This window comes from Rothia sp. HMSC069C10 (assembly GCF_001812205.1).
Lineage (GTDB): Bacteria > Actinomycetota > Actinomycetes > Actinomycetales > Micrococcaceae > Rothia > Rothia mucilaginosa.
On sequence record NZ_KV808297.1, the window covers coordinates 275,487 to 301,314 of the forward strand.

Here is a 25,828-nt window from a genome sequence, read left to right on the forward strand (position 1 = left end):
CCCCCCCCCCCCATGAGGTTGGGGCTAGACTCCCCTAACGCTTTATACCTTCCGTGTGAAAGGAACCCCGATGTCAACCACAGACAAGAATTCTTCTGTCCCCGAAGCCTCCGCGGCTTCTGAGCCGCTGGAGGATTGCGGCGGCCAGCCCTGCTCGTCGTCTCTCAAGCGCCTCTATGAATTCCTCGATAGGGAGCTGAGCCCCGAGCAGCTGCGCACAGTTCAGGCGCATCTGGATGCCTGCCCCGACTGCGCGGATGTGAAGGACTTTGAGCTGATGATTCGTGAGAAGATGCGTTCTTCGTGCGCTCAGCAGGCGCCCGAGCAGCTGAAGGCGCGTCTACTGCAGGATGTGCAGAAGTTCTGCGCCGAGGCTAACCTCTAAGCTGCCTCAAGCTGTTGCCCCGCTGGGGGTATAGACATCTGATGATGAGTGAAGGCGGTGCACCAATAACGGTGCACCGCCTTTACGCGTGTTGGTTGGTTCGCACTACCTGGTGTGCATTGCCTATCTCACCTCTGGAGTCCTCGGCGGCTCGCAAACCCTCAACCGGTAGAATAGGGGTAGACGTCAACCGGCGCAGCGCACCACAGCCTGCGCCTCCCCGTGATTCGACCCAGAAGAGGACATATGAGCGACGCAGCAGTGCAGCTTTCCCCCGGTGATTGGCCCGCTCCCCTGGCACCCGCCTCCAGCGAAGCCGCTGGCAAGAACGCGCTGGTGCATATTCCGGGTTCTAAGTCGCTCACGAACCGTTATCTGTTGCTTGCTGCTCTGGCTGATTCCCCCTCGTATTTGCGTGCGCCGCTGCATTCGCGCGATTCGGCGCTGATGATTGAGGCGCTGCGTCAGCTGGGTGCGGGTATTGAGCTGGTGCCGACCGATTCGCCGTTCGGTCCGGATGTTAAGGTCACTCCCCTGAGCTTTGTGGAAGCGCATTCCGCACAGGCGCAGTCCGATTCCGCTCAGTCGCGCACCGTGTCGATTGAGTGCGGTCTTGCCGGTACCGTGATGCGTTTTGTGCCCGCCCTGGCGGCGCTGCTGCCGGGTGAGTTCGCTTTTGACGGTGACCCGCACGCCCGTCAACGTCCGATGGGTCCGGTTCTGGAGGGTCTGCGTCAGCTGGGTGTGCAGGTGGATTGTGAGCAGGGCGAGAACGCTCTGCCCTTCGTGCTGCGCTCCCCCGGCCTGGCGAGCGCAGAGGGTGTTTCTGAGGCGCCCGTGGTTCGTATTGATGCTTCGACATCGTCCCAGTTCGTTTCGGCGCTGTTGCTGATGGCGCCTCGCCTGCCGCAGGGCATGGTGCTGGTGCACGAGGGCTCTTCGGTGCCGTCCATCCCGCACATTCAGATGACCGTGGAGGCGCTGCGCCAGATGGGTATCCGGGTGCAGGAGCACTACCCGAACCAAGGCGACAAAGCAGAGGGCGGCGAGTACCGCTGGACGGTTCACCCCGGTTCCTTCCCCGGCTTTGAGATGACCATTGAGCCGGACCTGTCGAATGCCGGCCCGTTCCTTGCCGCCGCCGTGGTCACCGGCGAGTCGGTGACTATTCCTCACTGGCCCGCCCCCGCGGCTGATTCTTCGGCGGGTACGACCCAGGTGGGCGATATGTGGCGTGAGCTTCTGCCCGCGCTGGGCGCCCGGGTGAGCTACGCTGAGGGCCGTCTGACCGTGACCGGCCCCCGTGAGCTTCCCGAGGGTGATTTCTCCTTTGACCTGTCTGCCGGTGGCGAGCTGGCGCCGACCATGGCGGCTGCCTGCGCTTTCGTGAATGGCCGCGTTGAGCTGACCGGCATTGCGCATCTGCGCGGTCATGAGACGGACCGCCTCGCAGCGCTCGCCGCTGAGATTAACCGCCTGGGAGGTACCGCCCACGACACCGCCGATTCGCTGGTGATTGAGGCGCCCATCCCCGCTGCCGCGGAGGTTGCGCAGGTTCTGGCGCGCACCTACGACGATCACCGTATGGCGACCTTCGCGGCGATTATTGGTCTGCGCCGCCCCAATGTGGTGGTGCAGAACGTAGCCACCGTAGCTAAGACCATGCCCGAATTTACCGCAATGTGGGAGGACATGCTGGCGCAATGGCAGACCGGCGCCTCCACCGCTGATGCTACCGCTGACCAGGAGGTCTTCTAAATGGGTTCTTCCCGCATGAACGTGCGCGATTTCTCCGAATGGGATGAGTCGGATGTGCGCGTGCGCCCCAACAAGAAGGGCTCCCGCCCCCGCACGAAGGACCGCCCGACCTTCAAAGAAGCGATTCGTGGCAGGGTCATTACGGTGGACCGCGGCCGCTGGTCGGTCGTCGTGGATGAGGGTACCGAGAAGGAGCGTACCCTCATTGCGGCGCGCGCTAAGGAGCTACGCCGCACCGCGATTGTAACCGGCGACTTTGTGGACCTGGTGGGTGACACCTCCGGCGCGAAGGATACCCTGGCGCGCATTGTGCGTCTGGGCGAGCGCACCTCGATTCTGCGCCGTAGCGCCGATGACACCGACCCGTCGGAGCGCGTGGTCGTGGCGAATGCTCAGCAGCTGGTGATTGTGGTTGCTGCGGCAAACCCGGAGCCGCGCACCGGTTTCATTGACCGTGCCGTGGTGGCGGCATTTGACGCCGGGATTGAGCCGATCCTGTGCATTACGAAGACCGATGTGCGGTACCCGCAGAACCTGCTGGATTACTATGCGGCGAGCGGTTTGAAGATTGTGCTGTCCTCGTCTTCGGATGGTTTGGCGCCGAGCCAGGAGGGCGCTGCCGGTTTGGAGTCGGCACCGGTTCAGGAGCTTCTGCAGGAGCTGCTGGGTCAGGTGTCGGTGCTTCTGGGTCATTCGGGTGTGGGTAAGTCGACCCTGGTGAATGCGCTGACCGGCTCCGAGCGTGCGACCGGTCATGTGAACGCGGTGACGGGCCGTGGCCGTCACACTTCCTCGTCGGCGTTGGCGTTGCGTCCGGTGAATGCGAATGGCGACCCGATGGAGCCGGGCACCTGGATTATTGATACTCCGGGTATTCGTTCTTTCGGTCTGGCGCATGTGCCGCCGGAGACCGTTGTGGAGGCGTTCGTGGACCTGGCGCCGGGTGCGGCGGATTGTCCGAAGGCGTGTACGCACGCGGCGCAGGCTCCCGAGTGCGGTCTGGAGGCGTACGTTGCTGCCGGTCGTGCCGGTGAGAGCGGTCCCGCCCGCCTGGAGTCCTTGCGTAAGCTGCTGCTGTTGACTCCTGAAGAGGGCGATTCGGAGAAGGAACTGGGCGCGCTTGTCTAGGGTTCTCTGTCCTCTCCCGCACACACATTTTTGCTGACTACATCACCGATACTGAAGAAGAGCATTACTATGAGCCGTCCCCAGCAGTACACCGACGATTTGCGTCTTGCGCATATTCTTGCCGATAGCGTCGATCGTGTGAGCGCTATGCGTTTTCGTGACCGCCCGGTCTTCTCCCCCGCATCCGAGGTGGTAGAGCCCGCGGAGGCGGCACCCGCCGCGGCGCCGTTGGCGCCATGGCAGCAGGCTACTCAGCAGCCCGTAGAACCGCAGGTACCGGTGCAGGAGCCTGCCGATTACGCCTCGGGTGTGGCTCAGGAGATTGAGGAGCTTCTACGCGCGCAGCTGTCGCGTGTGCGTACTCGTGACGGTATTGCCGGTGCGCATGCCGGCTATAACGGTCAGGCGGCGCGCCAGTGGGTGATTGCACCGATTGCTGAGCTGGATAATTTTCGCCGCGGCGTGCCGGTGTGGGCGACTCTGATTGCTTTGCTGGATCAGGGTGAGCCGGTGGTGGGTGTGGTGTCTGCACCCGCGCTGGGTCGCCGCTGGTGGGCTGCTCGCGGTTCGGGCGCGTACACGGGTAAGTCCTTGGCGCAGGCGACTCGTCTTGAGGTGTCTTCGCTGACTCAGCTGGATCAGCTGTCTGCCGCGTACACCGATCTCTCCTCCTGGAAGGCGGCCTCTGAAGGCGCTGTGGACCGCTCTGGCGAGCTTGTACAGCTTCTGGGTTGTGTGGGTCGTTCCCGCGCGTACGGTTCGTTCTGGGCGGCGTGTATGCTCGCTGAGGGTGCCGTGGACACCGTCATGGACGCATCCCTGTCTTTCTATGAGGTGGCGGCGCTACTGCCGCTGATTCGCGAGGCTGGCGGCGTCGCCTCCACCCTGGAGGGTGATTTGCCCGAGCACGCGGGCGTTTCGGCCGCCGGTGTGCGCCCGGTGTCCCTGGTGGCAAGTAATACTGCGGCGGTCCAGCAGCAGGTGCTGGAGGCGCTCGCACCCCAACCCTAGCCTGCTCCCCCGGTGACGGTGACAATATAGCGAGGCGGCGGCTTTCCGGTGAGTGGAAAGCCGCCGCCTCGCTATGTATCGCTATGAGAGCAAGCGTTGCCTGTTTTAGGACAGCATCGTGAGGGTGCCGAGCAGACCCAGCAGGCTCAGACCCGAGATGATGTACGCCAGAATGTTGAAGGTCGTCATCTTCGAGGTGTACTTGGTGGTGTGACCGGCGTTCACCTTTGCCGAGTAGATGGCAAGCCAGATAGACACGCCTACCGGGATTAGGCCCACGAGCAGCAGAGCAATCACCATGATGTTGGGGCTCAGACCGGAGCTATACGCAGAGGAGCTGTAACCGCGGGAGTTGAGCGTTGCTTCAGAGTGGAGTGCCGCGACCTGAACCCACGCGTAGAGGGTCAGCGCCAGGGCACCCAGGGAGGCACCGAACGCGCCGATGGAGTAGAAGTAGCCGGGGCCGCGGAAGTCGCCGGTGGTCTCGCCGTAGGGGCGGCGGTGCTCAGCCGGCACCCGGTAGATGTCCGGGATGCGCTGGTAGCTGTCGTCGCGGTCGCGCACGTTAGCGGGTGCCACGCCCAGGGCGGGTGCGGGTGCTGCGCCGAGGGGAGCGCCGGGTGCTACGCCAACGGGGGCGCCCACAGGCTGCTGGGAGTTTGCGTTGCTCTGCTCCGGGAAGGAGGGGGCAGGAATCTGGTTTTCCATGGTGTGTCCTTGAACAGTCGTCATAGCGGCTACCGCATCGTAGCGGTGGCGCCACTATGAGCGACTTTTGGGTTGCTCTCGTACATTGCCGGTGAGGTTGAATGAACAGCCGACACCGAACAACGATATCTACCCTTCGATACTACGGCATAGGGTGCGTTTTCGTCTTCTCTGATGACGTTCTCGTTACAATGCGGTCACCTGAGCACCCTCGGGCACGCCGGTACACCCCAGAACAGACCGACAATACAGACCGACAATTGGGCATAAAAATACCCGGCAGGTGACGCCGTGGGGCGTCCTGCCGGGTGGTAGAAACCTACCGCGGTTCTTCCTCTTAGAAACTTCTAAGCGATGTTTTACACACTAGGTCCTTTAGGGGGTCCCTTAGGGAACTTTGAATCACTCTCAAGCGTCCTTCTGGCTGCAAAAGTGACCAAAAGACCTCCTAAAATTGCACTTAGAATTGATACTGGATCGAAGAACTCCCAGTCTCTGGCAAATGAGATAATCACCCAGAACACCGGAACAATAGTGAGAAAAAATCCTAGTGTAAATATATTCTTCGTACGCATTGGACCTCTCCCAGGTTAAAGAGTGAGAGTGCAGGACACTGCTGCAACAGCTAGCGCAGCGGCAATTGCTGCCGGACCTCCAAGGGCTTTTCCAAAACCACCAACAAATGCTGGTCCTAAAGCTCTTGCAATCGTGGAAGCAGCTAGCCCCCAATTCCAAGCAGAAATTGCGGTTGTGATTGCATTCCCACGTCACATAGTGATGTATCTTACATCACTACTCAGCAGTCTATCAGAGAGTCTCGCCAGATGTAACACGTAAATTTACATTACATGAAAAATATGCTTCTTCTGTCATGCACGCTCTCAGTGTCGGGTCCGCTGCCGCATTTAATCGCGCGGTCGAGGCCCATGATGGTGGCCACCACGCCGTCGATCTTCTCGGTGGATTTTTCTTTGTCGGGTTTGATGGTCCCGGCAGGGTCGGTGCGGATGAAGATGTTGTCCGTCTAAACCTTTCGACGCCAGCCCATACTTTTTGACGTTAGCCCAAACTTTTTGACGCCCAACCCACGAGCACGCCGGTACACCCCAGAACAGACCGACAATACAGACCGACAATTGGGCATAAAAATACCCGGCAGGTGACGCCGTGGGGCGTCCTGCCGGGTGGTAGAAACCTACCGCGGTTCTTCCTCTGGATTGGAACCGATAATCACCGCCGCACCCCATGCGGGGATAGCGGACGGTTGGGAGATCGTGGAGATGCGGGGAATCGAACCCCGGTCCGATGTGGCGTCAACGGGGCTTCTCCGTGCGCAGTTTATGCGAACGCTACTTTTCGGCTCCGGTACTTGCATAAACACATATACCGACGAACCTAGTTACGTAAAAGTCCCACTAACCCCCGCAACAAGGGCTAGCAGCAGTGGCCTTTTAAGTCGATGCCGGTAACTGAGCCAAAGGCATGCTCAGGCCGACAGACGGCAACTCGCGCTTAGGCAGCGAGTGCGAAGTCAGTGCGCTTAGATTCTGCACTTAATTTTTTGCAGAGGGCGTTAACGAGATAACCCTGCATCCTCGGCACGCTTCACCCATCTCAACTCACATCGTCGAAACCGATCATCCCCCTATGCTTTTATCAAAAAGCCCACCGTCTTCTGAAAGTTTTCCTCGACATACCTTGATGCCGCGGTGCCATTCAAACACGGTAGAGATTCAGTATATCTAAGATGTTTAACGGCGTGCAAGTCCCCCCCTACCCCACACACGCGGCACGCTCACTGACAGAGACCACCAGGATAGAGAACACCAGCTAAGAACAGACGCAGAGGGTACAGCGAGCGCGCCTCCAGCACACACCCGGATCAACGGTGGGCGCAGAAAATCGGTGCAGAAAATCACGGGCACAGTAAACGGGGTGAGGCGCCCCAGAATATCTAGGAGCCCCACCCCGTTCGCGTACCGCACTGGGTAGCCAAAATTAGGCGGTCAAAATTAGGCGGTCAAACCTTAGTGGCGCGCAGAAACAGTCATGCGGTTGTTCGGGTTGTCACCAATCTGGCAGACCACGTTACCGTGACCGTCCTCGGTACCAACCTCAAGGCATTTCTCAGCGGTCTGGAAGAAAGAAATGAATACGAAAAGCATGCAAATCGAAATCAGGACAGACACCGCACCGGTGATAATACCGGTCAGCGCGAATGCCTTACCCGCGCCAACTTCCTTAGTCTTCTTCAGGGACAGCACACCCAGAATGATTGCGGCAATACCCAGCAGAGCGCCAAACACGAAGAAACCGGTCAGCACAGCCGCAATACCGAGAATCATCGCCGCCAGCGCCATGCCGGGAGCCTTCTTCGTCACGGGAGCCGCATACGGGTAACCTGCGGGCTGACCGTAACCATAAGCATCCTGCTGAGGCTGCTGCTGGTAAGAGTTCTGCTGGTAGTTGTAGTCAGCGGGCTGCGCCTGGTAGGAGGCGTCCTGGCCGTAACCGTACTGGTTCTGCTGAGCGGGCTGCGCCTGGTAGGAAGCGTCCTGACCGTAGCCGTACTGCTGCTGGCCGTAGGTGTTCTGAGCCGAAGCGCCCTGAGCCGAAGCACCCTGGGCAGAGGTACCCTGAGCAGCGTTCTGGCCGTAAGCATTCTGCGAAGAAGGCTGCGCACCGAACTGACCGTACTGGTTCTGCTGGGTCGAGTTCTGCGGAGTAGCGTTCTGCTGCTGAGCCTGACCGTAGGTGTTCTGAGCGGATGCGCTCTGACCGTAATCCTGGCCGTAGGTGTTCTGTGCCGAAGGAGCCTGGCCGTAATCCTGACCGTACGAGCTCTGGGCGGAAGAATTAGGCTGCTGAGCAGCGTAGGGGTTCTGCGCGTTCCCCTGGTTGTTTCCGTAGTTATTCTCAGACATCCGTCGTTCTTTCCTTCACAGTTGCAGCGAACAATTTATACTCGCCCAACGCACCATTGCGCGCTGAGTTCGGTTCCATTATATAAATAAGCCGTCATTGGGGTCATCTATGAAGTCCAAGATTCCAGAATCATCCCCCAGAATCCACCAATCGGGCAGATTCAGCGCAGAAAAAGAGCAAGGGACCGAATAGTTCAACACTATTCGGTCCCTCAACGGTTCAAAGACTCAACGTGATTTAACGGCGGGCAGCGTCGTAGTCCTCGGGAGTCAGAGTCATGGTCTGACCGGCCATGGTGCACACGTAGTTACCGTTCGAATCCTGCACCGCGTTCTCAACGCACTGGCTCGCAAGAACAATGCCGAGCACCATCATAGCAGCAGCAGCAATCATGCCCAGCGCGCCGGTGACAATACCACCAATCGCCATGCCCTTACCGGATGCGGTACCGTTCTTCACCTTCACCAGAGCAACAATACCCAGGATCACGCCGACCAGGCCCAGAACAGCACCAAAAAACATCAAGCCAGTGAGCAGACCAATAATACCCAGAATCAGCGAAGCAATCGCCAGAGCCGAGCTCGGAGTCGGCTGGTAGCCGGGGTAGCCACCCTGCATGTTGTATGCCGGTGCCTGCTGCGGTGCGGGGATGAACTCGCCCGGGTTCTGCTGGTAGTTCGGGTTCTCAGACATGTGTCTCCTCAAAAACGTATGGTGCTCGCGGTACACCGCGAATTTTCAACCATTATACGCGAGGAACCGCGCCCTGCCCCTACCAGCAGTCACCGAATCAGCCGTGCATCCCGCTGTTGCCTCAGCCCTAGCCGAGGTTGCGGTAACGCATCGCGCGGCGCGCCTCCAGGTCATCCTGACGCTCACGCAAAGCCTGACGCTTATCGTACTCACGCTTACCGGTCGCCAAAGCAATCTCAACCTTCGCACGACCATTCGAGAAGTACAGCTTCAACGGAACCACCGTGTAACCGGTCTCCTTCAGCTTCTGCGCCAACTTATTAATCTCAGAACGATGCAGCAGTAGCTTACGGCGACGACGAGCCGCATGGTTCGTCCACGTACCGTAACCATACTCCGCAATATGAATACCCTCGAGCCACAACTCGTTATCGGTCACCTGGCAGAAACCATCCACAATGGACGCCCCACCATCACGCAGAGACTTCACCTCAGTACCCAGCAGAACAATACCCGCCTCATAGGTATCCACAATGTTGTAGTTGTGGCGAGCCTTCTTATTCTGGGCAATAATCGCGTTATTCGGGTCCTTCTTCGCGTCTTTCTTCTTTTTCTGAGCCATCACTCAATCCTTATACGTCTTAGCTCTCTTCAGCCGCGCGCCCCGAAGCACGCCAGCGAATACCAGCATCAATAAAGGCGTTCAAACCGCCATCCAAAACATTAGAGGTATTACCCTCCTCATAGCCGGTACGCAGATCCTTCACCATCTGGTACGGATGCAGAACATAGGAGCGCATCTGATCGCCCCAGCTTGCCTTAATATCACCGGCAAGCTCCTTCTTCTTCGCGTCCTCCTGCTCCTTACGCAACAGCAACAGGCGAGACTGCAGCACACGCAAAGCCGCCGCACGGTTCTGCAACTGCGACTTCTCATTCTGCATCGACACCACAATACCGGTCGGCAAGTGAGTCATACGCACCGCCGAATCCGTCGTATTCACCGACTGACCACCCGGGCCCGAGGAGCGGAACACATCCACCTTAATCTCAGACTCGGGAATCTCAATAGCATCCGTCTGCTCAATCAGAGGAATTACCTCAACCGCCGCGAACGAGGTCTGGCGGCGGCCCTGATTATCGAACGGCGAAATACGCACCAGGCGGTGAGTACCCGCCTCCACCGACAGGCGGCCAAAAGCGTACGGCGCGTTCACCTCAAAGGTCACCGACTTCAGGCCCGCCTCCTCAGCGTAGGAGGTGTCCAGAACCTTCGTCGGGTAGCCGTTCTTCTCCGCCCAACGCAGGTACATGCGCAGCAGCATCTCCGCAAAATCAGCAGCATCCACGCCACCGGCGCCCGAACGGATCGTCACCACAGCCTCACGCTGATCGTACTCACCCGACAGCAGCACCAGCACCTCTAGCTCTTCCAGCTTGGCGCGGATCTCACCGCACTCACGCTCAGCATCAGCGAGCAGCTCGGCGGCAGTCTCCTCATCCTCCGCTTCGGCAAGCTCCACCATCACCTCAACATCATCAATGCGAGAAGACAGCGAACGCAAACGGTTCAGCTCTGACTGCTTATACGACAGTGCGCTCGTGACCTTCTGCGCGTTCTCCACGTCATCCCACAAATCGGGTGCGGCAGCCTGCGCAGACAGGTCCTCAATGGCGCGCTCAATCCCCTCAATATCGCTCACAGCAGCAATAGAGTCGAAGATCGCGCGAAGCTCTTTAATCTCAGCAGAAAAGTCGAAGGATGCCATAGCTTTTAACACTATCGCGAAACTGCCAGAAAGTCCCGCCGTTACAGCCCGCAACAGCCCACAGCGCAGAAGGATGGGGCATACAGAGGGCAGAAGCCGCGCAACGAAGACATAAAAAGGGCATAAAACGAGGGCGCATCCGCTAGCCGTTACACTACCTTGCGGATGCGCCCTCGCAGTCTATGGGGGCTCACAACGCCCCTAGTCGCTGGACGGGCCCTGACTCGTCTTCAAACGCGACGAACCATGAGCGGTCACCTCAATACCATCAGGCACCAGAATCGACAGCAGCGGCGGACGAATACGAGCCGACAGGTACACGTGCACACTGTGATCAGAATCCACGGACACATTCTCCAGACGCAACGCATGAAAATCCTGCCCCGGCTGAACCTCAGCCAGATACGCGCTCGCATACTCCCACGCCGCCGAACCGTTCGCCTCCTCCGGAGTGCGGATCGTGCGGGTAATCGAGTTCGCCTGAGCGTCCGCCATATCCTGCAGATGCTGAGTCTGCAGATACGCGCCCGTAATCGCCACCGTCACCGAACCGATGAGCAGAAGCAACGCCAGCATGCCCACAATCAGCGGGGCAATACTGCCCTCTTCCGGGTCTGAGGCGACCGGGTCAGCGGCGAGGCGGCCTGAGGCGAGCGCCCGGCTCTGCGCACGGGCACGAATCTTCATGTTGGCACGAGCCAGCAAACCATTAGGAATCAGCATGACCAGACCCCCAACTCGTCGCATGAGAACTCACCGGAATCACGCCGCCACCCATAAACGAAGGCAGCAGCGGCAAACGCGCCTGAACCGTCACCGTGGCGTACGCCTTCGTACCCGAGACGCACTCCCCCGACGCACAGCTCAACGACACGCTCACATCGGAGGGCTCAACCCCGTAATCGGCGGCAGCATGCACCGCCAGACGCTGAGCCAAATCCGGGCCAACCGACGAGTCCTGCGGCTGCTCCTGCACATACAGCACCACCTGGGCGCTCGCCGCATGAGCCGCCATTACCGAAGACTGCAAGCTAAAAATCGTCAGAATGCCGTAGAGTACCGGGATGAGCAGAGTAATACCCAAACCCAGGAACTCCACAATGGTGCTGCCCTCTTCAGGATTGTGCCGATCAGAGCGGCTCTTCAGGCGTTCCTTCACCCGCTGCCGAAGCGAAAAGTCACTAATCACCGGAACGATGCTCCGCATAAATCGCATGCCCCTTCACCTCAATAGAATCCGGAAAACCCCACGGGCCCAGCACCGGTAACGGAGACTTCACCGTCACCTCCAAAGTGCGCACACCCGTAGAATCACTACTCTGACGGTACGAAATATTCTCAGCATACGAAGACGGAAGAACCCCCTCAATCATCTGACGGGTACGCTCCATGCCCTCCTGCGGAGTGCGGTCACGCATCGTACCGTAACGTGCCCCAGCCGCCGCAGCATCCACCAACATGGTTCGTGCATACAGGGCGAAAGAAACCTGCAGAATCGCCATAGTCAGCAACACCAACAGCGCACCGACCATGACGAATTCCGTGCTGGCATCACCGCGCTCGCTCTCCTCCACAGAATATTCCGCGGAGGATAGCTCAGCGGCAGTCAGCTCAGAAGCGATGCGGGGCTTACGCATTACTGGTGAACCAGAGCAATCGCATCGTTGAACATCTTGGTCAGAGCGGGCTGAGCAATCGCCAGGATAGCGGCAACCAGCACGGCGCTCATCATGGTGATCATGACCCAGCCGGGCACGTCACCGCGCTCGGGGTCATCCTGCTTGTTCTTCAGGCGCAGAGCCAGCACGGATGCGATAGCCAGGGCAATCAGCACGGTGAGGGTGGTGCGGAAACGACGGAACATGATTTTCTCCTTCAATCAAAGGGTGTAGTGTGTGGTTGGTGCGGCGCACCGGGCAATCAGCCCAGCCCACCGCGGTGCGGCCGGTACGGTGTGTACCCGCCGCAAAATCTAAAAGTTCAAACGCATGAGCGACAGGCCCGGGAAGACCGCAAAAATCACCGTCAGCGGCAGGATAAAAAACACCACCGGGGCGAGCATCGCAATCTCCTTCTTACCGGCTGTTTCCATCAGCTCACGCTTAGCGTTATCGCGCACATCCTGAGCCTGCGCACGCAACACATCAGCCAGAGGGGTGCCGCGCTCAATCGCAACAGCAATACCCTCAACGAAGCGGCTCAACGCCGGAACGCGAGTACGCTCCGCAAACTCCTGCAACGCGCTCAGCAGCGAAACGCCGGTGCGGGTCTGCGCCAAAATCTCAGAAAACTCACGAGCCAACTCGCCGCGAGAGGTCAAACAGATACGCTCCAAAGCCGCCAGAGCCGACTCGCCCGCCGTCACCGACAGAGCCATCATCTCCGCCAGCGCCGGGAACTCAGCAACCAACTGCTTCTCACGCTTAGTCACCGCCTCACCCAGCCACCAGTCACGCGCCAGAAAGCCGCTCAAACCGCTCACCAGCACCAGCACAAGAGCCACCAGGATGGAGAAACGCTCCTGCACCACACCGATAACGGTCAAGGCACTCATAACGGTCACACCGGCAAGAGCCCACAGCAGCTGCTCAGCACGAAACGCACTCACACTCTGCGAAGAACCAGCACGACGCAGACGCTCTTGCACCGAACTATCGCTCAGCGACGAGCCGCTCAGAGACGAAGACAGCGAACGCAGAAGCGGCGCGCAGAACGCCGAAATCGCCTCCAGCAGGCTGGGTTCGCGACGCTCCTGCTCCTTCAACAGCGACTCACGCAGAGTCTCACCGCGCAGCTGCGACGCCACACGATCAGAAAACGAAATACTGCGAGTATTCAGCACCGACGAAAGAATCAGACCCACGCCGACCGCCAACAGCAGACCAAAAATCAGAGGCAGGTTCACCCGAAAACCCTCCGTTCACGCGGCAACTCACCAATACGCAGCATCAGACGGTACGCCGCCAAAGAAATAGCGGCACCGGCAATCATCAGCATCGCACCGGCAAAGGAGTTATAAACCATGCGCGCGGCAGGCTGAGTCGCCATCAGACACAGCACAAACCAGGGCGCCACGCAGGAGAGGCGAGCCGCATTCACTGTCCAGGATTGGCGGGCCAGAAGCTCCGAGCGGGTGCGGGCATTATCGCGCAGAAAATCGCTGAGCGTGCCCAGCAGCTTGCCCAGGTCCGAACCGCCCACCTCGCGGGCAATCTTCAAAGCCTCAATGATGGTGTCCGCCACAGGGTCAGAAAGGTACTCCTTCAAACGGTTCAGCGACGGCACAAACTCACCCGACGCACGGTAATCACGCGAAAAATGGGCAAAGGCATCACGCAACTCTTCCGGGCCGCGGTATGAAAGCTGAATCAGCGCCTCCGGCAGGGACAGGCCCGCACGAATCGCCGAACGCAGGTGGTCCACCGCATCCGGCCACAACTGCCAAATACGGGCATCCGCCGCGCGAGCACGATGATTCACGACCACACGAGGCGCCACAAAACCACCAATCAGGCCCAGCAGACCCAACGGTAGCAGCTGAGTGACCATCAGCAACAACACCGAGGCAGTCACGCCGCTGGCAACGCTCACCCACATGAACGTGCGAGGAGTCAGCGAATGCATACCCGCCTTACGCAACGCCACAACCAGCGCCGGGTCATTACTCGGCTTCGGCGGCTTGCCGTTATCAGGAAAGCAGGAAAGGTAAATCAGACAGACGCCCAACCCCAAAATCAGGCTCAGAAACAGGGGCATTACTGACCCGCCTTCGCCGCAGCCAGCACCTGCTCGGGGCGGTGACCGGCACGAATCCAACGGTCCGGGTTCGGCAGCTCCAACGCCACGCACACCATCTGACCGTCACGGCGCACAAACAGCGGGGACATCTCAATCACGCCGTCCTCAACGCGGCCGCCCAGCATGCTGATCTCTTCGACCTGGCGCTGACCGCGCGAATCGCGGCCGCAATGCACCACAATGTCAAAGCAGGACGCCACGGTCGGCACCACGAACGCCGAGGAGATATTCTCGCCTGCCAGCAGCGGCAGGGTACAAATCTTGGTCACCGCGTCACGTGCCGAGTTCGCGTGAATCGTGCACATGCCAGGCAGACCCGCGTTGAGCGCAATGAGCATGTCCAGGGATTCCGCCTCGCGCACCTCACCAATGAGGATGCGGTCCGGGCGCATACGCAGAGCCTCCTTGACCAGGCGGCGCAACTCAATCGCGCCGGTGCCCTCAAGGTTCGGCTGGCGACACTGCAGACCCACCACATCGCGGAGCGGAACCGCGAGCTCAAAGATTTCTTCGCACGTAATCACGCGCTCACGCGGCGGAATAGATGCCGACAGACAGTTCAGCATCGTAGTCTTACCCGCCTGAGTCGCACCCGAAACGAGGATGTTCATGCCGCTCTCCACTGCCGCATGCAGCAGGGACGCCGCGCCAGCACTCAGCGAGTTCATGCGCACCAGATCGGGCAGGCGGCGGGCACGCACCACGAACTTACGGATGTTGATGCTCGTGTGCCTGCGGGTAATATCCGGAATCACCGCGTGCAAGCGGGATCCATCCGGCAGGGATGCATCAACAAACGGGGAGGAAAGATCCACACGGCGACCCGAAGGCTTGAGCATGCGCTCCAGCAGGCTATTGATCGCCTCGGCGCTCAGGTGCAGGCCGGTCAATTCGCTTTCGCCGTTGCGGGCGATAAAGATTTCGTCGGGCGAGTTGATCCAGATTTCTTCAACGCTCTCATCATCGAGGAACGGCTGGATCACGCCGAAGCCGCAGATTTCATCGTGCAGGCGCTGAATCACGGATTCGCGGTCGCCCAAATCGGGCAGGGAGATGCGGGTGCGGCGCTGTTCGTAATCGTTCAGGTGCTCGTCAATGAGCCCGCGAACGGCGCGCTGGTCCTCGTGCGGGTCCAGGCTGCGGTGGCGCATTGCCTCACGGATATTTTCCTCGAGCAGAGTTAGATGCTCCGCCCGGGTATCCAGTACGGTGTTCTCCATTGAAATGATCCGATGCTGTGTGTGGTGTGGTTGTGTGGAATACGGTGAAGCATTGATACATCAATGCCACCATCACCCTACCCTCAGCGCATCAAATTTATCAAAATGTAATAAAATGCCCCTTAATATTTACGAGTATAGTATTTGAGTATTTTTGATGCATAGAATTGCACATATCGTTACCCAACGTGCACTAAAATCCAAAACACCTAGTCAGCTGTGACTCACAGAACAGTTGCAGGTACGCACCTCGAACCGCTCACCGCTAATCACTGCCATATTGCACTCGGTGCACACGTAACATTTCGTCTTAAAAGCCGCAGCCTCCCCTGCTAAAACGCAAGAACCCTACCCAGCAGCAGCAGCGCCTTCCCGTGCGCAACTTTCGGGCATAGGAAAGGGGCATGCACTCCCCCAACGGGAATACACGCCCCATCACAAGCAATCACCTAGCGGTTAGTCGCCGCCACGAATCACCTTCACAGCTTCCTTAATCGGACCGTCAAAACGCAGGTTACCGTGCTCCAGCACCACGCCGCGGTCACAAATCTTAGACACCAAATCCAGGTCATGGCTCACCACGGCAAGAGTCTTACCGGCAGAGCACAGCTCCTGAATCTTCGCAATACACTTCTTCTGGAACGGCTCATCGCCCACCGCAAGAATCTCATCCACCAGGAAGATATCCGGGTTCGTGTGAACCGCAACCGAGAATGCCAGGCGCAGGTACATACCCGAAGAGTAGAACTTCACCTCAGTATCGATAAAGTCGTGAATCTCAGCGAAATCCACAATCGAATCGAAGGAAGCCTCAATCTCTTCCTTGGTCATACCCAAGATCGCGCCGTTGAGGTACACGTTATCGCGACCGGTCAGATCCGGGTGGAAACCAGCGCCCACCTCAATCAGACCCGCAATATTGCCGCGAGTGAGAACCTCACCCTCATCGGCGCGCATCACACCAGAAATCATCTTCAGCAGCGTGGACTTACCCGAGCCATTCAGACCCAGAAGAGCCACACGCTCGCCCTGACGAATATCCAGGCTCACGCCGTTGAGCGCATTGAACTTCTCCGAAAGATCACCCTTGCGGCCCTTAATCAGCCACACAAAAGCTTCCTTCATCGAACGGGTGTGGCGCAGAACGAAGCGCTTCACCAAATTCTCCACGTGAATCACCACGGGAGCGTCCGGGCTCACCGGCGGGAACTCAAGCTTCTTAATATCCACAGAATCAGAGCTCCTGGGCGAAGTTGCCCTCAAACTTACGGAAGAGCAAATCACCAATCAAAACGGTCAGCAGAGAAATACCAATGGCGATCGGAGTCCAGAAGCTGAAGAGATGCGGAACCACCTGCGAAGCAGGAAGCGCCAAATCCTCAGGACGGAGCGTCGGATGCCAGAAGCCATAGTGGAACAGCTCCACCGCAACGGTCAGCGGGTTAATCATGAACACGTTGAACACCCACGGGTACAGGGTGTCACGCACCATGGTCCAGGAGTACAGCACCGGCGAGAACCAGGTAGCCACCATCAGCAGCATGTCCACGATGTTCTCCGAATCTCGGAAGAACACGTTAGCCACACCGAAAATCAGACCCAGACCATAGGACAGCAGCATCACGATGAGCATGCCCGCCAGAATCGACTCAAAAGCCAACAAGGACGGATGCCAGCCCACCGCAAAGCACGCCAGGAGCATGACCACAATCTGCGGCACAAAATGCACCAGAGCCACCCACACCGTAGACAGCGAGAACAGCTCACGCGGCAGGTAAATCTTGCGAATCAGAGCACTGTTAACCACCATGGCGCGAGCACCATTGCCGAACCCCTCCGAGAAGAAGTTAATAGCAATCATGCCCGAGAAAAGATACACAGCGTAGTTGTGCATACCGCGTTCCAGGCCAAGGAAAAGACCCATGGCAATGTAGAACACCAGGAACTGCACACCCGGCTTAATGTAGGACCACAGAATACCCAGCACCGAGCCGCGGTAGCGGACCTGGATTTCCTTATCGACCAGAAGTCGAAGCAGGTAGCGATTCTTCATCGCATCCAGAATGCCGCGGCCGCGACCGGGCGCCTTCAGGGGAACAGACTTCAAATCGCTCATCGGGTCAGCTCAGAATCCGTATGCTCAGCAAAGGTCTTAGCCCACGCATCGTAGGATGCAACCTCTGCAGCCTTCGAACGGTACTGCTCACGCAGCTGCTCCCAGCCGGTCACCAGCTGGACGTGCAGCTTAGCTGCCTGAGCCAGCTTCGACTTCAACTGCTCGGGGTCGCGGCGGTACCAGAACAGGCCGGTACCCTCAGCGTTAGTCGCCAGAGCCGAATCGAACTTCGACAGGGTCCACCAGTTGGTCTCACCGTAGTTCAGCTGAATCTGCGGGTGAGCCTTCGCCTCTTCGCTCACCGGCTTGAACAGCTGACGAGCAACAGTCTTAGCGGTCCACGAAGCAAGCTTCTTGTAACCGGGGGACGCGAAGGAACGGCGGCCACGGAACGGAGGCTTCTTCGTCTGGATAGCCGGGAAGTCATCCACGTTCGGCTTCACCTGAGACTCCGGGTACTCCTTAGCCATCGCACGAATCACCGGCAGACGCTGCGAGAGCGAGGGGTGCAGGTGCTCGGGACCGGAGAGCAGATCCTCCAGCGCCATCAGGCGGCCAGCCTCGGTGTAGTACTGCATGGACAGGGTGTGCTTGACGTCCAAGAACAGGGACTCCAGCAGCACGCGGCCACCCTTATCGAAGGGCGAGTGCAGCAGCGCCGTAATGAGGCGGTTGCGCTCGTGGTAGTACGCCTGCCAGCCAACGGAGTCATCCTTATCGGTCCAGGACACGTGCCACACGCCCGCACCGGGGAAGGACACGGTAGCGAAGCCCGCGGCCTTAGCGCGCAGACCGTACTCAGCGTCATCCCACTTCAGGAACAGAGGCAAGGACAGACCGATTTCCTTGATAACGGTGGTCGGGATGAGGCACATCCACCAGCCGTTGTAGTCCACGTCCACGCGGCGGTGCAGCCACGGGGTGTTACGCAGATTGTGGTGGCCCAGGTTGTGACCCATAGCCATGTCATCGTGCGGCTTAGCGTAGAAGTTACGCCACGGGTCAACAACCTCACCGAACGCGTGCAGGACCGAACGGTCGAACATGTCGAACATGTGCGCACCCACGATGGTGGGTTCCTTGCAGTAGTTCGCGAAGGTCACCATACGCAGGATCGACTCGGGCTCAACGATAACGTCGTCATCGAGCAGCAGCACGTAATCGGAGCCGTTGTTGACAGCCTCAAACATGCCGCGCGAGAAGCCACCGGAACCACCCAGGTTGCCCTGGTTAATGATGCGGAACTTACCGGAAAGAGGCTTGACGACCTCTTCAAAATCCTCGTGATCCTGCACCTTCTGGGTGCCCTGATCCACAATCAGGAACTCGTGCACAGCATCGAAAATCTCGGGGCTCTCACCCAGAGCACGAATGTTGTTAATGCAGTACTCCACCTTGTTCATGGTGGTAATCTGCACGGTTGCCTGACCAGCCTTCACGTCTGCGCGGGGCTCAATGTCGCCCAACCAGTTCGCCTCAACCAGCTCAAGGTCGGTGGTGCCAGCCAGGTCGAACCAGTACCAGCCGCCGTCACCGAACGGTGCCAGGGGCAGGGTGAAGGTGTTGGTTTCCTCGCCGGAGAGCAGCTTCGCATCCACGCGCTGAATCACGCCACGGCCATTGGACTTGTACACAATGACCATGCCCTCGCCGCGAGTCTGAACGCTCAGCACGACCTTCTTCAGGTCAGTCCAGCGGCGCCAGTATGAAGCGGGGAACGCGTTGAAGTACGTGCCGAAAGACAGGCTCTGGCCCGCGTTTACGGTGATGGAGCGGCGGCTGTTCAGGCTGTTCGCGGCATCACGGTTCGCGCTAGCGTTCGACACAGACTGACCGGAGGTGTTCATCGCCTCCGCAATGGAGGTCGAAGCGTCGCCGTCAATACGGGTCGGCAGCTGAACGCCGGTTGCGACGCTCGCATCCACGTACAGGGGCACGACGTCAGTCTCAACCGCGCTCGGGAAAATAACCCGCTGCAGGTTCTTCAAAGTCTTATCAGCCATGGTTATGCGTCAACACCACCGGACTCGATCTTCACACCGTTAGCGAAGTGCGGGCGGATCTTGTTGTCGAACATGGACAGTGCAGCGCCGATAGCCATGTGCATATCCAGGTACTTGTAGGTACCCAGGCGGCCACCGAACAGCACGTTGTTCTCACCCTTAGCCAGGTCGCGGTACGCCAGCAGCTTCTCACGATCCACGGAGGTGTTGACCGGGTAGTACGGCTCGTCGCCCTTGTTCGCGAAGCGAGAGTACTCGCGCATGATGACGGTTGCGTCCTTGGTGTAGTCACGCTCGGGGTGGAAGTGACGGAACTCGTGGATGCGGGTGAAGGGAACATCAGCATCGGGGTAGTTCATCACGGAGCAACCCTGGAAGTCCTCAATCGGCAGGACTTCTTCTTCCAGGTCGATGGTACGCCAGGACAGGTCGCCCTCAGCGTAGTCGAAGTAGCGGTCAACCGGGCCGGTGTAGACCACGGGAATCTGACCCAGGACGTTCTCGCGAGAGTACTGGTGACCGGGCTCGAAGAAGTCAGTATTCAGGTGCACCTCAATGTTCGGGTGCGCCGCCATACGCTCCAGCCATGCTGCGTAGCCGTCAACGGGCAGACCCTCGTACTTGTCGTTGAAGTAGCGGTTGTCGTAGTTGTAGCGAACCGGCAGGCGGGAAATGATGGATGCGGGCAGCTCTTCCGGCGGGGTCTGCCACTGCTTAGCGGTGTAGTGCTTGATGAACGCCTCGTACAGGGGGCGACCAATCAGGGAGATACCCTTATCGTTCAGGTTCTGCGGGTCGGTACCAGCCAGCTCGCCAGCCTGCTCAGCGATGAGCGCCTTTGCCTCTGCGGGAGAGTAAGCTGCGTTGAAGAACTGGTTGATGGTACCCAGGTTAATCGGCATGGGGTACACGATGCCGTTGTGGCGGGTGTACACGCGGTGTACGTAGTTGGTGAACTCGGTGAAACGGTTCACGTACTCCCAGACACGCTCGTTGGAGGTGTGGAACAGGTGCGCACCGTAGCGGTGCACCTCAATACCGGTCTGCTTCTCCTTCTCGCTGTATGCGTTACCACCGATGTGGGAACGGCGGTCCAGCAGGGCAACCTTCAGGCCCAGCTCAGTGGCAGCCTGTTCTGCGATGGTCAGACCAAAGAGGCCCGAACCGACTACTACGAGGTCAGCGGTCAATGTTTTCTCCTGTATTATCACGGCGCACCGCCGCTTCTGCGAGGGCGGTATTCACCTACCAGATTGGACACATCCGAGGGTTCTCAGTCGCGCCGCAATCCGCACGGGTGGGTACAAAAAGCCCCTCCCGTGATGGATATAGTCATAATCTAAGATACCTGTTTATCAAGCACTACGCATACTTATGACGTGTTTTTAGGGGCTTTTGGACTATTGTTCGCACGCTCTTTCCCCGAGTGAATATTCTTCGCGAACCCCGAGGTCACGCCGGTCTGAGACAGCTCTTTCTTCTGCGTATTTTTACGGTCTACCCATGGTGAAGGAATTTTATTTACGGGTAAATATTCACCCTGCCCTAGTTGCGGCGGTAATTCGCCGCCACCTAGAACTGTAGGCGCAAGGGGTGGTTCGAGGGGGCGTTTCATGGCTCTCACACGCTACAAAGAGGTACCCCCATCAGCACTTTTGGGGATGCGCACCGGTGTATGCGAGAGGTGATTGAGGTGGTTTATCCACAATTTTTTGAAAAATAGGGCGAAAAATTCAAAAAATACGAACATGTTAGTTTATGCACAGATAATTTATTGAGCTTTAATACTTTTTAATGTTTTCTGAGGGTATGACTCTCTTCTTTCTCGACCACCACAACACAACCAACGCGCTCCCCTACCCCCGAGTACTCCGACTCGACGGCGAGGCGGCACCCACCGGAATACAGCTGCGCCCCGGTAGCGTACACCAGCAGGCTCTAGATCAGGCACTCAACCAAGCTCTACAGCACCCTGCACCCGGCGCGCACGCTCAGGCACAGGAAACGACGTTCCAGCTACGCCCCGCACACGATAAGGATCCCGCCGGCGCCTCGATTGCGCCAAACAGCCACATTCCGAACGAATCTCAAACTCCGGGCGCGCCCGCCGTCAGCCTCCTGCACATTCTGCGCGGACCCGAAGCGGGCGCAACCTTCCCCATCAGCCGCGGCCGCACCAGCCTCGGCAGGGCGGCACTACCTGCCCGTGGAGGAGAACAGCCGCACCACATTCACCTGCAGGACCCCTTCCTCAAGCCGGTGCACGGCAGCTTCTACGCCGATAGCTCCGGCATCCGCTGGATCGAGAAACGCCCCGCCGCAAGCGAGGGCAGCGAGAAGGCACATGGCAGTATGAAGGCGCAGGGCGCCGAGCCGCGCATCCTGCGCTGGGACGAGCCTTTCCGCCTCGGCTCCTCACTCTGCATGCTCACCTCACCCAGCGCCGACCGCGAACACACCACTAAGAAGGCGAGCGCCACCGCTCCCCCCGGTTCTTCCCCTGGCGAACCCGCGCAGACGCTTGCTCCCCTGGGCGACGCCGGCAACCCCTTTGAGCCGGTGGTGGTGAACCCTCCCGCGCCGCGTAAGCTCAAGCAGATTCTGTTGAGCGTGTGCCTTCCGATTGTGGTGGGCCTGATTATTGCGCTGGTGACCGGCATGTGGTTCCTTCTGCTGATGTCTGCGGCGTCTTCGTTGCTGATGCTTCTGCATTTCTTTGGCGGTCGGGCGGAGAACCGTGCCGCATCGCAGCAAACTCATCAGGCGGCTGAGCAGGAAAAGGAACGTGCCCTCACCCTGCCGACTGCGGGCGACCTGGCGATTTCGGGTCCCTCTGCCCTGCATGACTACCCGGCTATCGTGCTCGGGTGCGGTCCCCGCCAGCCCTACCTGCGCGGCCGCAACCTCCCGCTGGGCGCTCTGGAGAAGCAGGATGCACCCCACTATCTACCGCTCCCCACCCCGTCTCTCGGTCACTACCTGAAGCTGGAGGAGGCGCATCTGCGCGCCTACCTGGTGCAGCTGGTGGCGGGCTATCCGGGTTCGGTGCACGTTCTGCTGGCCGAAGCTCACAATAGTGCGCAGAAACGTATGAACGCCCTGCTACAAACTCTGGCTGTGGTGCCGGGCGTGAGTGTGCATTGTCTGCCGGGTACGCAGCAGGAGAAATATCTGCAGGCTCTGCAGAGCAGCTTGCAGTCGGAGCTTTCTTCCTCGGTTCCGCCGCTGATTCTCATGCCGCAGCATGCGAGCGCGGTTTACGCTCCCCTGCTGACCGCACTAACCTCCGGTGCTATCGCTGAGGGTTCGCAATCCCGCGCGCTCTCCTCCCCGCGTGAGCAGAAGATGAACGCCCCTGCGCTCTGCGTGCTGGGCAGTGCTGAGGGTGATAATTCCGCACATGCACCCGGTGCGCTTTTTGGTGCCGCCTGGGTTGAGTGCGCGAGTGAGGGTAGCCACCGTCAAAGCATCCGTTACCGCGCGCAGGGCTATGCGATGCCTCCGGTGCAGCCCACCGAGGGTGTCTACCAGGTGCATCCTCTGGCGTGTGAGGGTCTGTGCCAGCACGCCGATGGGCTCAGCCTCGAGGCGTTCTGTGCCGCTCTTGAGAACCTGTACCGCGCCGGGTGCGAGCAGGAGCAGGGCGCGCTCAGTGAGGGGCAGGTGCACCAGTCGGCGCATCTGTTCTCATCTCTTCAGCAGCAGAACCGCGCCGATGACATGGCGGTGGAGTCTGTTCTGCAGCGCTGGTCTGCTCAGCGTTACGCCTCCGATATTCGCTGCTACCTGGGTGTTTCTTCGGGCGGTTCGCTGAATATTGGTTTATCTGAGCACGGTCCGCACTGGTTGCTCGGTGGCACGACCGGTGCTGGCAAATCGCAGCTGCTGCGTTCGCTGGTACTCAGCGCTGCGCTACGTTACCCGCCCGAGCGTCTGGGCCTGATTCTGGTGGATTTCAAGGGCTCTGCTGGTTTGGGTCCTCTGGCTCAGCTGCCGCATGCACTCAGCGTGTTGAGTAATTTTGATGTGTCGGCGGTGGAGCGTGCGCTCGAATTTTTGCGCGCCGATATTCACCGCCGCGAGGTGGATCTGCAGGCAATCGGCGTGAACTCCTACCGCGACTACCTGGCTTCCTGCCAGGCGGCGGGCACGACTCCGCGCTACCCCGAGCTGCTGATTGTGGTGGATGAGTTCCGCATGCTCATCGATTCCATGCCGGATGCTATGGCTGAGCTGATGCGCATCGCCACGATTGGTCGCTCGCTGGGTCTGCATCTGGTGTTGGCGACTCAGCGTCCGCAGGGTGCTATTTCGCAGGATATTCGCGCCAATATTGCCACGAGCATTTGCCTGCGCGTGGCGAGCGCTCAGGATTCCTATAACCTGCTGGAGCATGAGTCTGCGGCGTATATTTCGGCGGCGCATCCGGGTGCCGGGTATGTGCGCCTGCCGGATGGTCGTTCCCTGCCGTTCCGCGCCCCGCTGGTGGATGCGGTCCCCTCGAGCAGCGATGCCCGTCCGGTGCAGGTGTTGGGTCTTGAGGAGGGCGGCTGGCGTGAGCTGTCTGCCGCTTCTGCCGTTCAGAAGGGCGGCGGTAATGAGGATGAGCTGCTGATTCGTTCGGCGCAGCAGATTCGTGCGCTCTATGAACGCGAGTACGCGCCGAGGAGTCTTCAGAAGAATGCAGCGGTTCAGGATGAGTACTGCCCGATTCCACCGGAGCTTCCCGAGAACACCCCGCTGCCCGTGGTGGAGGCGCCGGTTAGCAAACCGGTAGCGTACGGCACTGACCCGGCGGCTACCCCGCAGGAGCCTGCAGACTCTGGCGTTGCCTCCGAAGGGTATCTATTGGGTGAGCTGGAGATTGCCCGCTACGGTGTGCGCCGCCCGATCAGCTGGTCGGGTCAGCAGACGCTGGCATTGCTGGCGCAGAGCGCCGAACGAGCCCCGATGCTTTACGGGCTTTTAGCTCAGGCATTCGCCGCCCGCACGCCGGTTGTTCTGCTGACCTCTGACGGTGCGCTCTACCGCGATCTGGAACCCTACGCCGGTGCCTTTGAGTCGCTCGTGGGTGCACAGGAGCTTTCGCATCTGCGGTTCTGCTTGGAGGAGCTGCGCACCCCGAACCTGTGGGGTACCGAGGCTTCCACCCGCCCGCTCATTGTCGTGGACGGTCTGGACAGTTGGCTGGAGGCACTGGTTCGCCAACCCGATACGGAGAACCTGCTCTACGATCTGCTCTCGCAGGGGTGCCGTCGCGGCTATTCGGTGGTGTTCACCTCCGCGTTGAACTCGCGCGGTCGTTTCGCCGCTGCGGCGCATTCCACTCTGTTGAGCCGCCGCTTCCTGGACGCTGACCTGATGCGTTCAACGAGCAAGGACTACCCGACCCCGGCACAGAGCCACTACTGCGTGGAGGGTGCCATTAACGAGGAGTTGATTGGGGATCAGCCGCTGAGCGCGTCGATTCTTTCGCCCTGCGTTGCGGGTTTCCAGGAGCTGGTTCAGGTTCTGCAGGGTAACGCCACGAGCGCTTCTAACGGGTCAGGCACTCACCCCGGCACTCTTCTGCGGCAGTTCCCCGAGTACTATCGCATGCCCTCGACCGAGTACGTGACCGCCGCCCACGCCGCGTGCAATCCGCAGGGCGCTAAGCTCTTGGTCGCGTTTGATCGCCGGCAGATGCCGGTGTGGTTGAGCGCCCCGGCTGGCGCGGTAGTTCCGGTGCAGGGTTCCCGGTCCGCGGGTAAAAGCACCCTGCTGGAGAGTATTGCTCAGCTCAACCCGCAGCTCGAAACCCTCATCCTTGAGGGTTCTGGCGGCACCTCGGGTGATGGCGGAGCGTCGGGTGAGCCGCCGAGCGTGGAGCGTACCCGTGCGCTCCTGGACTCGGTGAAGAACCCCGCGCAGACGCTCGTGCTCATTGACGACCTGCAGTACCTGCAACCCGCCGTTCAGCAGCTACTTCTGGAGCGTCGCGGTGAGTTCCGCGCGATGCTGGTCGCCTACACGCCGTGGCCGAGGCGCGCCTCCTCACCGCTGCTGGCTGCGCTCATGGGATGCTCGCGTGCGCTTCTGCTCGCACCCGCATCCTTGGCGGATGCTGACATGTGCACGGTGACCGCGCTGCCGCTGGATCGATTCACGCAGGGCGAGCAGCCCGCCGGTCGTCTTGTGGTGGTGGATGGTGCTTCCGTGTGTGCGGCGCAGGTTCCCCTGGCACTGACCACGGCTGCACAGGCTGTAACAGCTACGCAGAAGGTGCCGGTAGCGGTCTAAAGCTGAGCACTCTAGCGCCGAGCTATCTAGGGTTT

General features: G+C 59.6%; 21 protein-coding genes and 1 other RNA gene. 5 read left to right on the forward strand and 17 right to left on the reverse strand.

The window, feature by feature from the left end:
- Positions 1 to 70 precede the first annotated feature (70 nt).
- The 4 genes from rsrA to HMPREF2842_RS03365 all read left to right on the forward strand — a co-directional run bounded on the left by rsrA (position 71) and on the right by HMPREF2842_RS03365 (position 4,282).
- On the forward strand, positions 71 to 385 hold the full coding sequence (rsrA, locus tag HMPREF2842_RS03350) for a mycothiol system anti-sigma-R factor (protein WP_005508601.1): 315 nt from the start codon (positions 71 to 73) through the stop codon (positions 383 to 385).
- 246 nt (positions 386 to 631) lie between these two features.
- Positions 632 to 2,143 (forward strand): 3-phosphoshikimate 1-carboxyvinyltransferase, encoded by a 1,512-nt coding sequence (aroA, locus tag HMPREF2842_RS03355; protein ID WP_070642714.1) that lies wholly within the window; start codon positions 632 to 634, stop codon positions 2,141 to 2,143.
- Positions 2,144 to 3,271 (forward strand): ribosome small subunit-dependent GTPase A, encoded by a 1,128-nt coding sequence (gene rsgA, locus HMPREF2842_RS03360; protein WP_049342178.1) that lies wholly within the window; start codon positions 2,144 to 2,146, stop codon positions 3,269 to 3,271. It begins immediately after the preceding gene.
- A 69-nt stretch (positions 3,272 to 3,340) separates the two neighbouring features.
- Positions 3,341 to 4,282 carry an inositol monophosphatase family protein gene (locus HMPREF2842_RS03365; RefSeq protein WP_070642717.1) on the forward strand — a complete coding sequence of 314 codons (942 nt, stop codon included), beginning with the start codon at positions 3,341 to 3,343 and terminating at the stop codon, positions 4,280 to 4,282.
- Between the two features lie 105 nt (positions 4,283 to 4,387).
- Here HMPREF2842_RS03365 and HMPREF2842_RS03370 read toward each other — a convergent pair whose 3' ends face one another.
- The 17 genes from HMPREF2842_RS03370 to glf all read right to left on the reverse strand — a co-directional run bounded on the left by HMPREF2842_RS03370 (position 4,388) and on the right by glf (position 20,704).
- Positions 4,388 to 4,990: a hypothetical protein gene (locus HMPREF2842_RS03370; RefSeq protein ID WP_070642720.1), complete on the reverse strand. Its 603-nt coding sequence runs from the start codon at positions 4,988 to 4,990 to the stop codon at positions 4,388 to 4,390.
- A 1,272-nt stretch (positions 4,991 to 6,262) separates the two neighbouring features.
- Positions 6,263 to 6,635: a transfer-messenger RNA gene (ssrA, locus tag HMPREF2842_RS03375) on the reverse strand.
- A gap of 382 nt (positions 6,636 to 7,017) precedes the next feature.
- A complete protein-coding gene (locus HMPREF2842_RS03380) occupies positions 7,018 to 7,914 on the reverse strand; it encodes a DUF4190 domain-containing protein (protein WP_070642722.1) in 897 nt (298 codons plus the stop codon).
- Between the two features lie 238 nt (positions 7,915 to 8,152).
- A complete protein-coding gene (locus HMPREF2842_RS03385) occupies positions 8,153 to 8,608 on the reverse strand; it encodes a DUF4190 domain-containing protein (protein ID WP_049345767.1) in 456 nt (151 codons plus the stop codon).
- A gap of 127 nt (positions 8,609 to 8,735) precedes the next feature.
- Entirely contained in the window at positions 8,736 to 9,230 is a 495-nt protein-coding gene (gene smpB / locus HMPREF2842_RS03390) for an SsrA-binding protein SmpB (protein ID WP_005508591.1), read from the reverse strand.
- Between the two features lie 19 nt (positions 9,231 to 9,249).
- Positions 9,250 to 10,377, reverse strand: a complete 1,128-nt coding sequence (gene prfB, locus HMPREF2842_RS03395; RefSeq protein ID WP_049362115.1) for a peptide chain release factor 2 — start codon at positions 10,375 to 10,377, stop codon at positions 9,250 to 9,252.
- 201 nt (positions 10,378 to 10,578) lie between these two features.
- Positions 10,579 to 11,124: a pilus assembly protein TadG-related protein gene (locus HMPREF2842_RS03400; RefSeq protein ID WP_083294476.1), complete on the reverse strand. Its 546-nt coding sequence runs from the start codon at positions 11,122 to 11,124 to the stop codon at positions 10,579 to 10,581.
- Entirely contained in the window at positions 11,087 to 11,593 is a 507-nt protein-coding gene (locus HMPREF2842_RS03405) for a pilus assembly protein TadE (protein ID WP_083309201.1), read from the reverse strand. The genes HMPREF2842_RS03400 and HMPREF2842_RS03405 overlap by 38 nt, the downstream gene beginning before the upstream one ends.
- Entirely contained in the window at positions 11,559 to 12,014 is a 456-nt protein-coding gene (locus HMPREF2842_RS03410; protein ID WP_049344011.1) for a TadE family protein, read from the reverse strand. Before HMPREF2842_RS03410 ends, HMPREF2842_RS03405 begins: the two co-directional genes overlap by 35 nt.
- Entirely contained in the window at positions 12,014 to 12,241 is a 228-nt protein-coding gene (locus HMPREF2842_RS03415; protein ID WP_005505403.1) for a hypothetical protein, read from the reverse strand. The genes HMPREF2842_RS03410 and HMPREF2842_RS03415 overlap by 1 nt, the downstream gene beginning before the upstream one ends.
- 108 nt (positions 12,242 to 12,349) lie before the next feature.
- The gene (locus HMPREF2842_RS03420; RefSeq protein ID WP_070642729.1) at positions 12,350 to 13,282 is read right to left on the reverse strand and encodes a type II secretion system F family protein; all 933 of its coding nucleotides are present in this window, start codon (positions 13,280 to 13,282) and stop codon (positions 12,350 to 12,352) included.
- Positions 13,279 to 14,133 (reverse strand): type II secretion system F family protein, encoded by an 855-nt coding sequence (locus HMPREF2842_RS03425; RefSeq protein ID WP_044150297.1) that lies wholly within the window; start codon positions 14,131 to 14,133, stop codon positions 13,279 to 13,281. The genes HMPREF2842_RS03420 and HMPREF2842_RS03425 overlap by 4 nt, the downstream gene beginning before the upstream one ends.
- Positions 14,133 to 15,395, reverse strand: coding sequence for a TadA family conjugal transfer-associated ATPase (locus HMPREF2842_RS03430; protein WP_070642731.1), 1,263 nt, complete (start codon positions 15,393 to 15,395; stop codon positions 14,133 to 14,135). Before HMPREF2842_RS03430 ends, HMPREF2842_RS03425 begins: the two co-directional genes overlap by 1 nt.
- A 456-nt stretch (positions 15,396 to 15,851) precedes the next feature.
- Positions 15,852 to 16,625: an ABC transporter ATP-binding protein gene (locus HMPREF2842_RS03435; protein WP_049337844.1), complete on the reverse strand. Its 774-nt coding sequence runs from the start codon at positions 16,623 to 16,625 to the stop codon at positions 15,852 to 15,854.
- A 4-nt stretch (positions 16,626 to 16,629) separates the two neighbouring features.
- Positions 16,630 to 17,511, reverse strand: coding sequence for an ABC transporter permease (locus HMPREF2842_RS03440; protein ID WP_005505397.1), 882 nt, complete (start codon positions 17,509 to 17,511; stop codon positions 16,630 to 16,632).
- On the reverse strand, positions 17,508 to 19,514 hold the full coding sequence (locus HMPREF2842_RS03445) for a glycosyltransferase (RefSeq protein WP_070629381.1): 2,007 nt from the start codon (positions 19,512 to 19,514) through the stop codon (positions 17,508 to 17,510). Before HMPREF2842_RS03445 ends, HMPREF2842_RS03440 begins: the two co-directional genes overlap by 4 nt.
- Before the next feature lie 2 nt (positions 19,515 to 19,516).
- On the reverse strand, positions 19,517 to 20,704 hold the full coding sequence (glf, locus tag HMPREF2842_RS03450; RefSeq protein ID WP_005505395.1) for a UDP-galactopyranose mutase: 1,188 nt from the start codon (positions 20,702 to 20,704) through the stop codon (positions 19,517 to 19,519).
- 619 nt (positions 20,705 to 21,323) lie between these two features.
- Here glf and HMPREF2842_RS03455 point away from each other — a divergent pair.
- A complete protein-coding gene (locus tag HMPREF2842_RS03455) occupies positions 21,324 to 25,793 on the forward strand; it encodes an FtsK/SpoIIIE domain-containing protein (RefSeq protein WP_246823168.1) in 4,470 nt (1,489 codons plus the stop codon).
- Positions 25,794 to 25,828 lie beyond the last annotated feature (35 nt).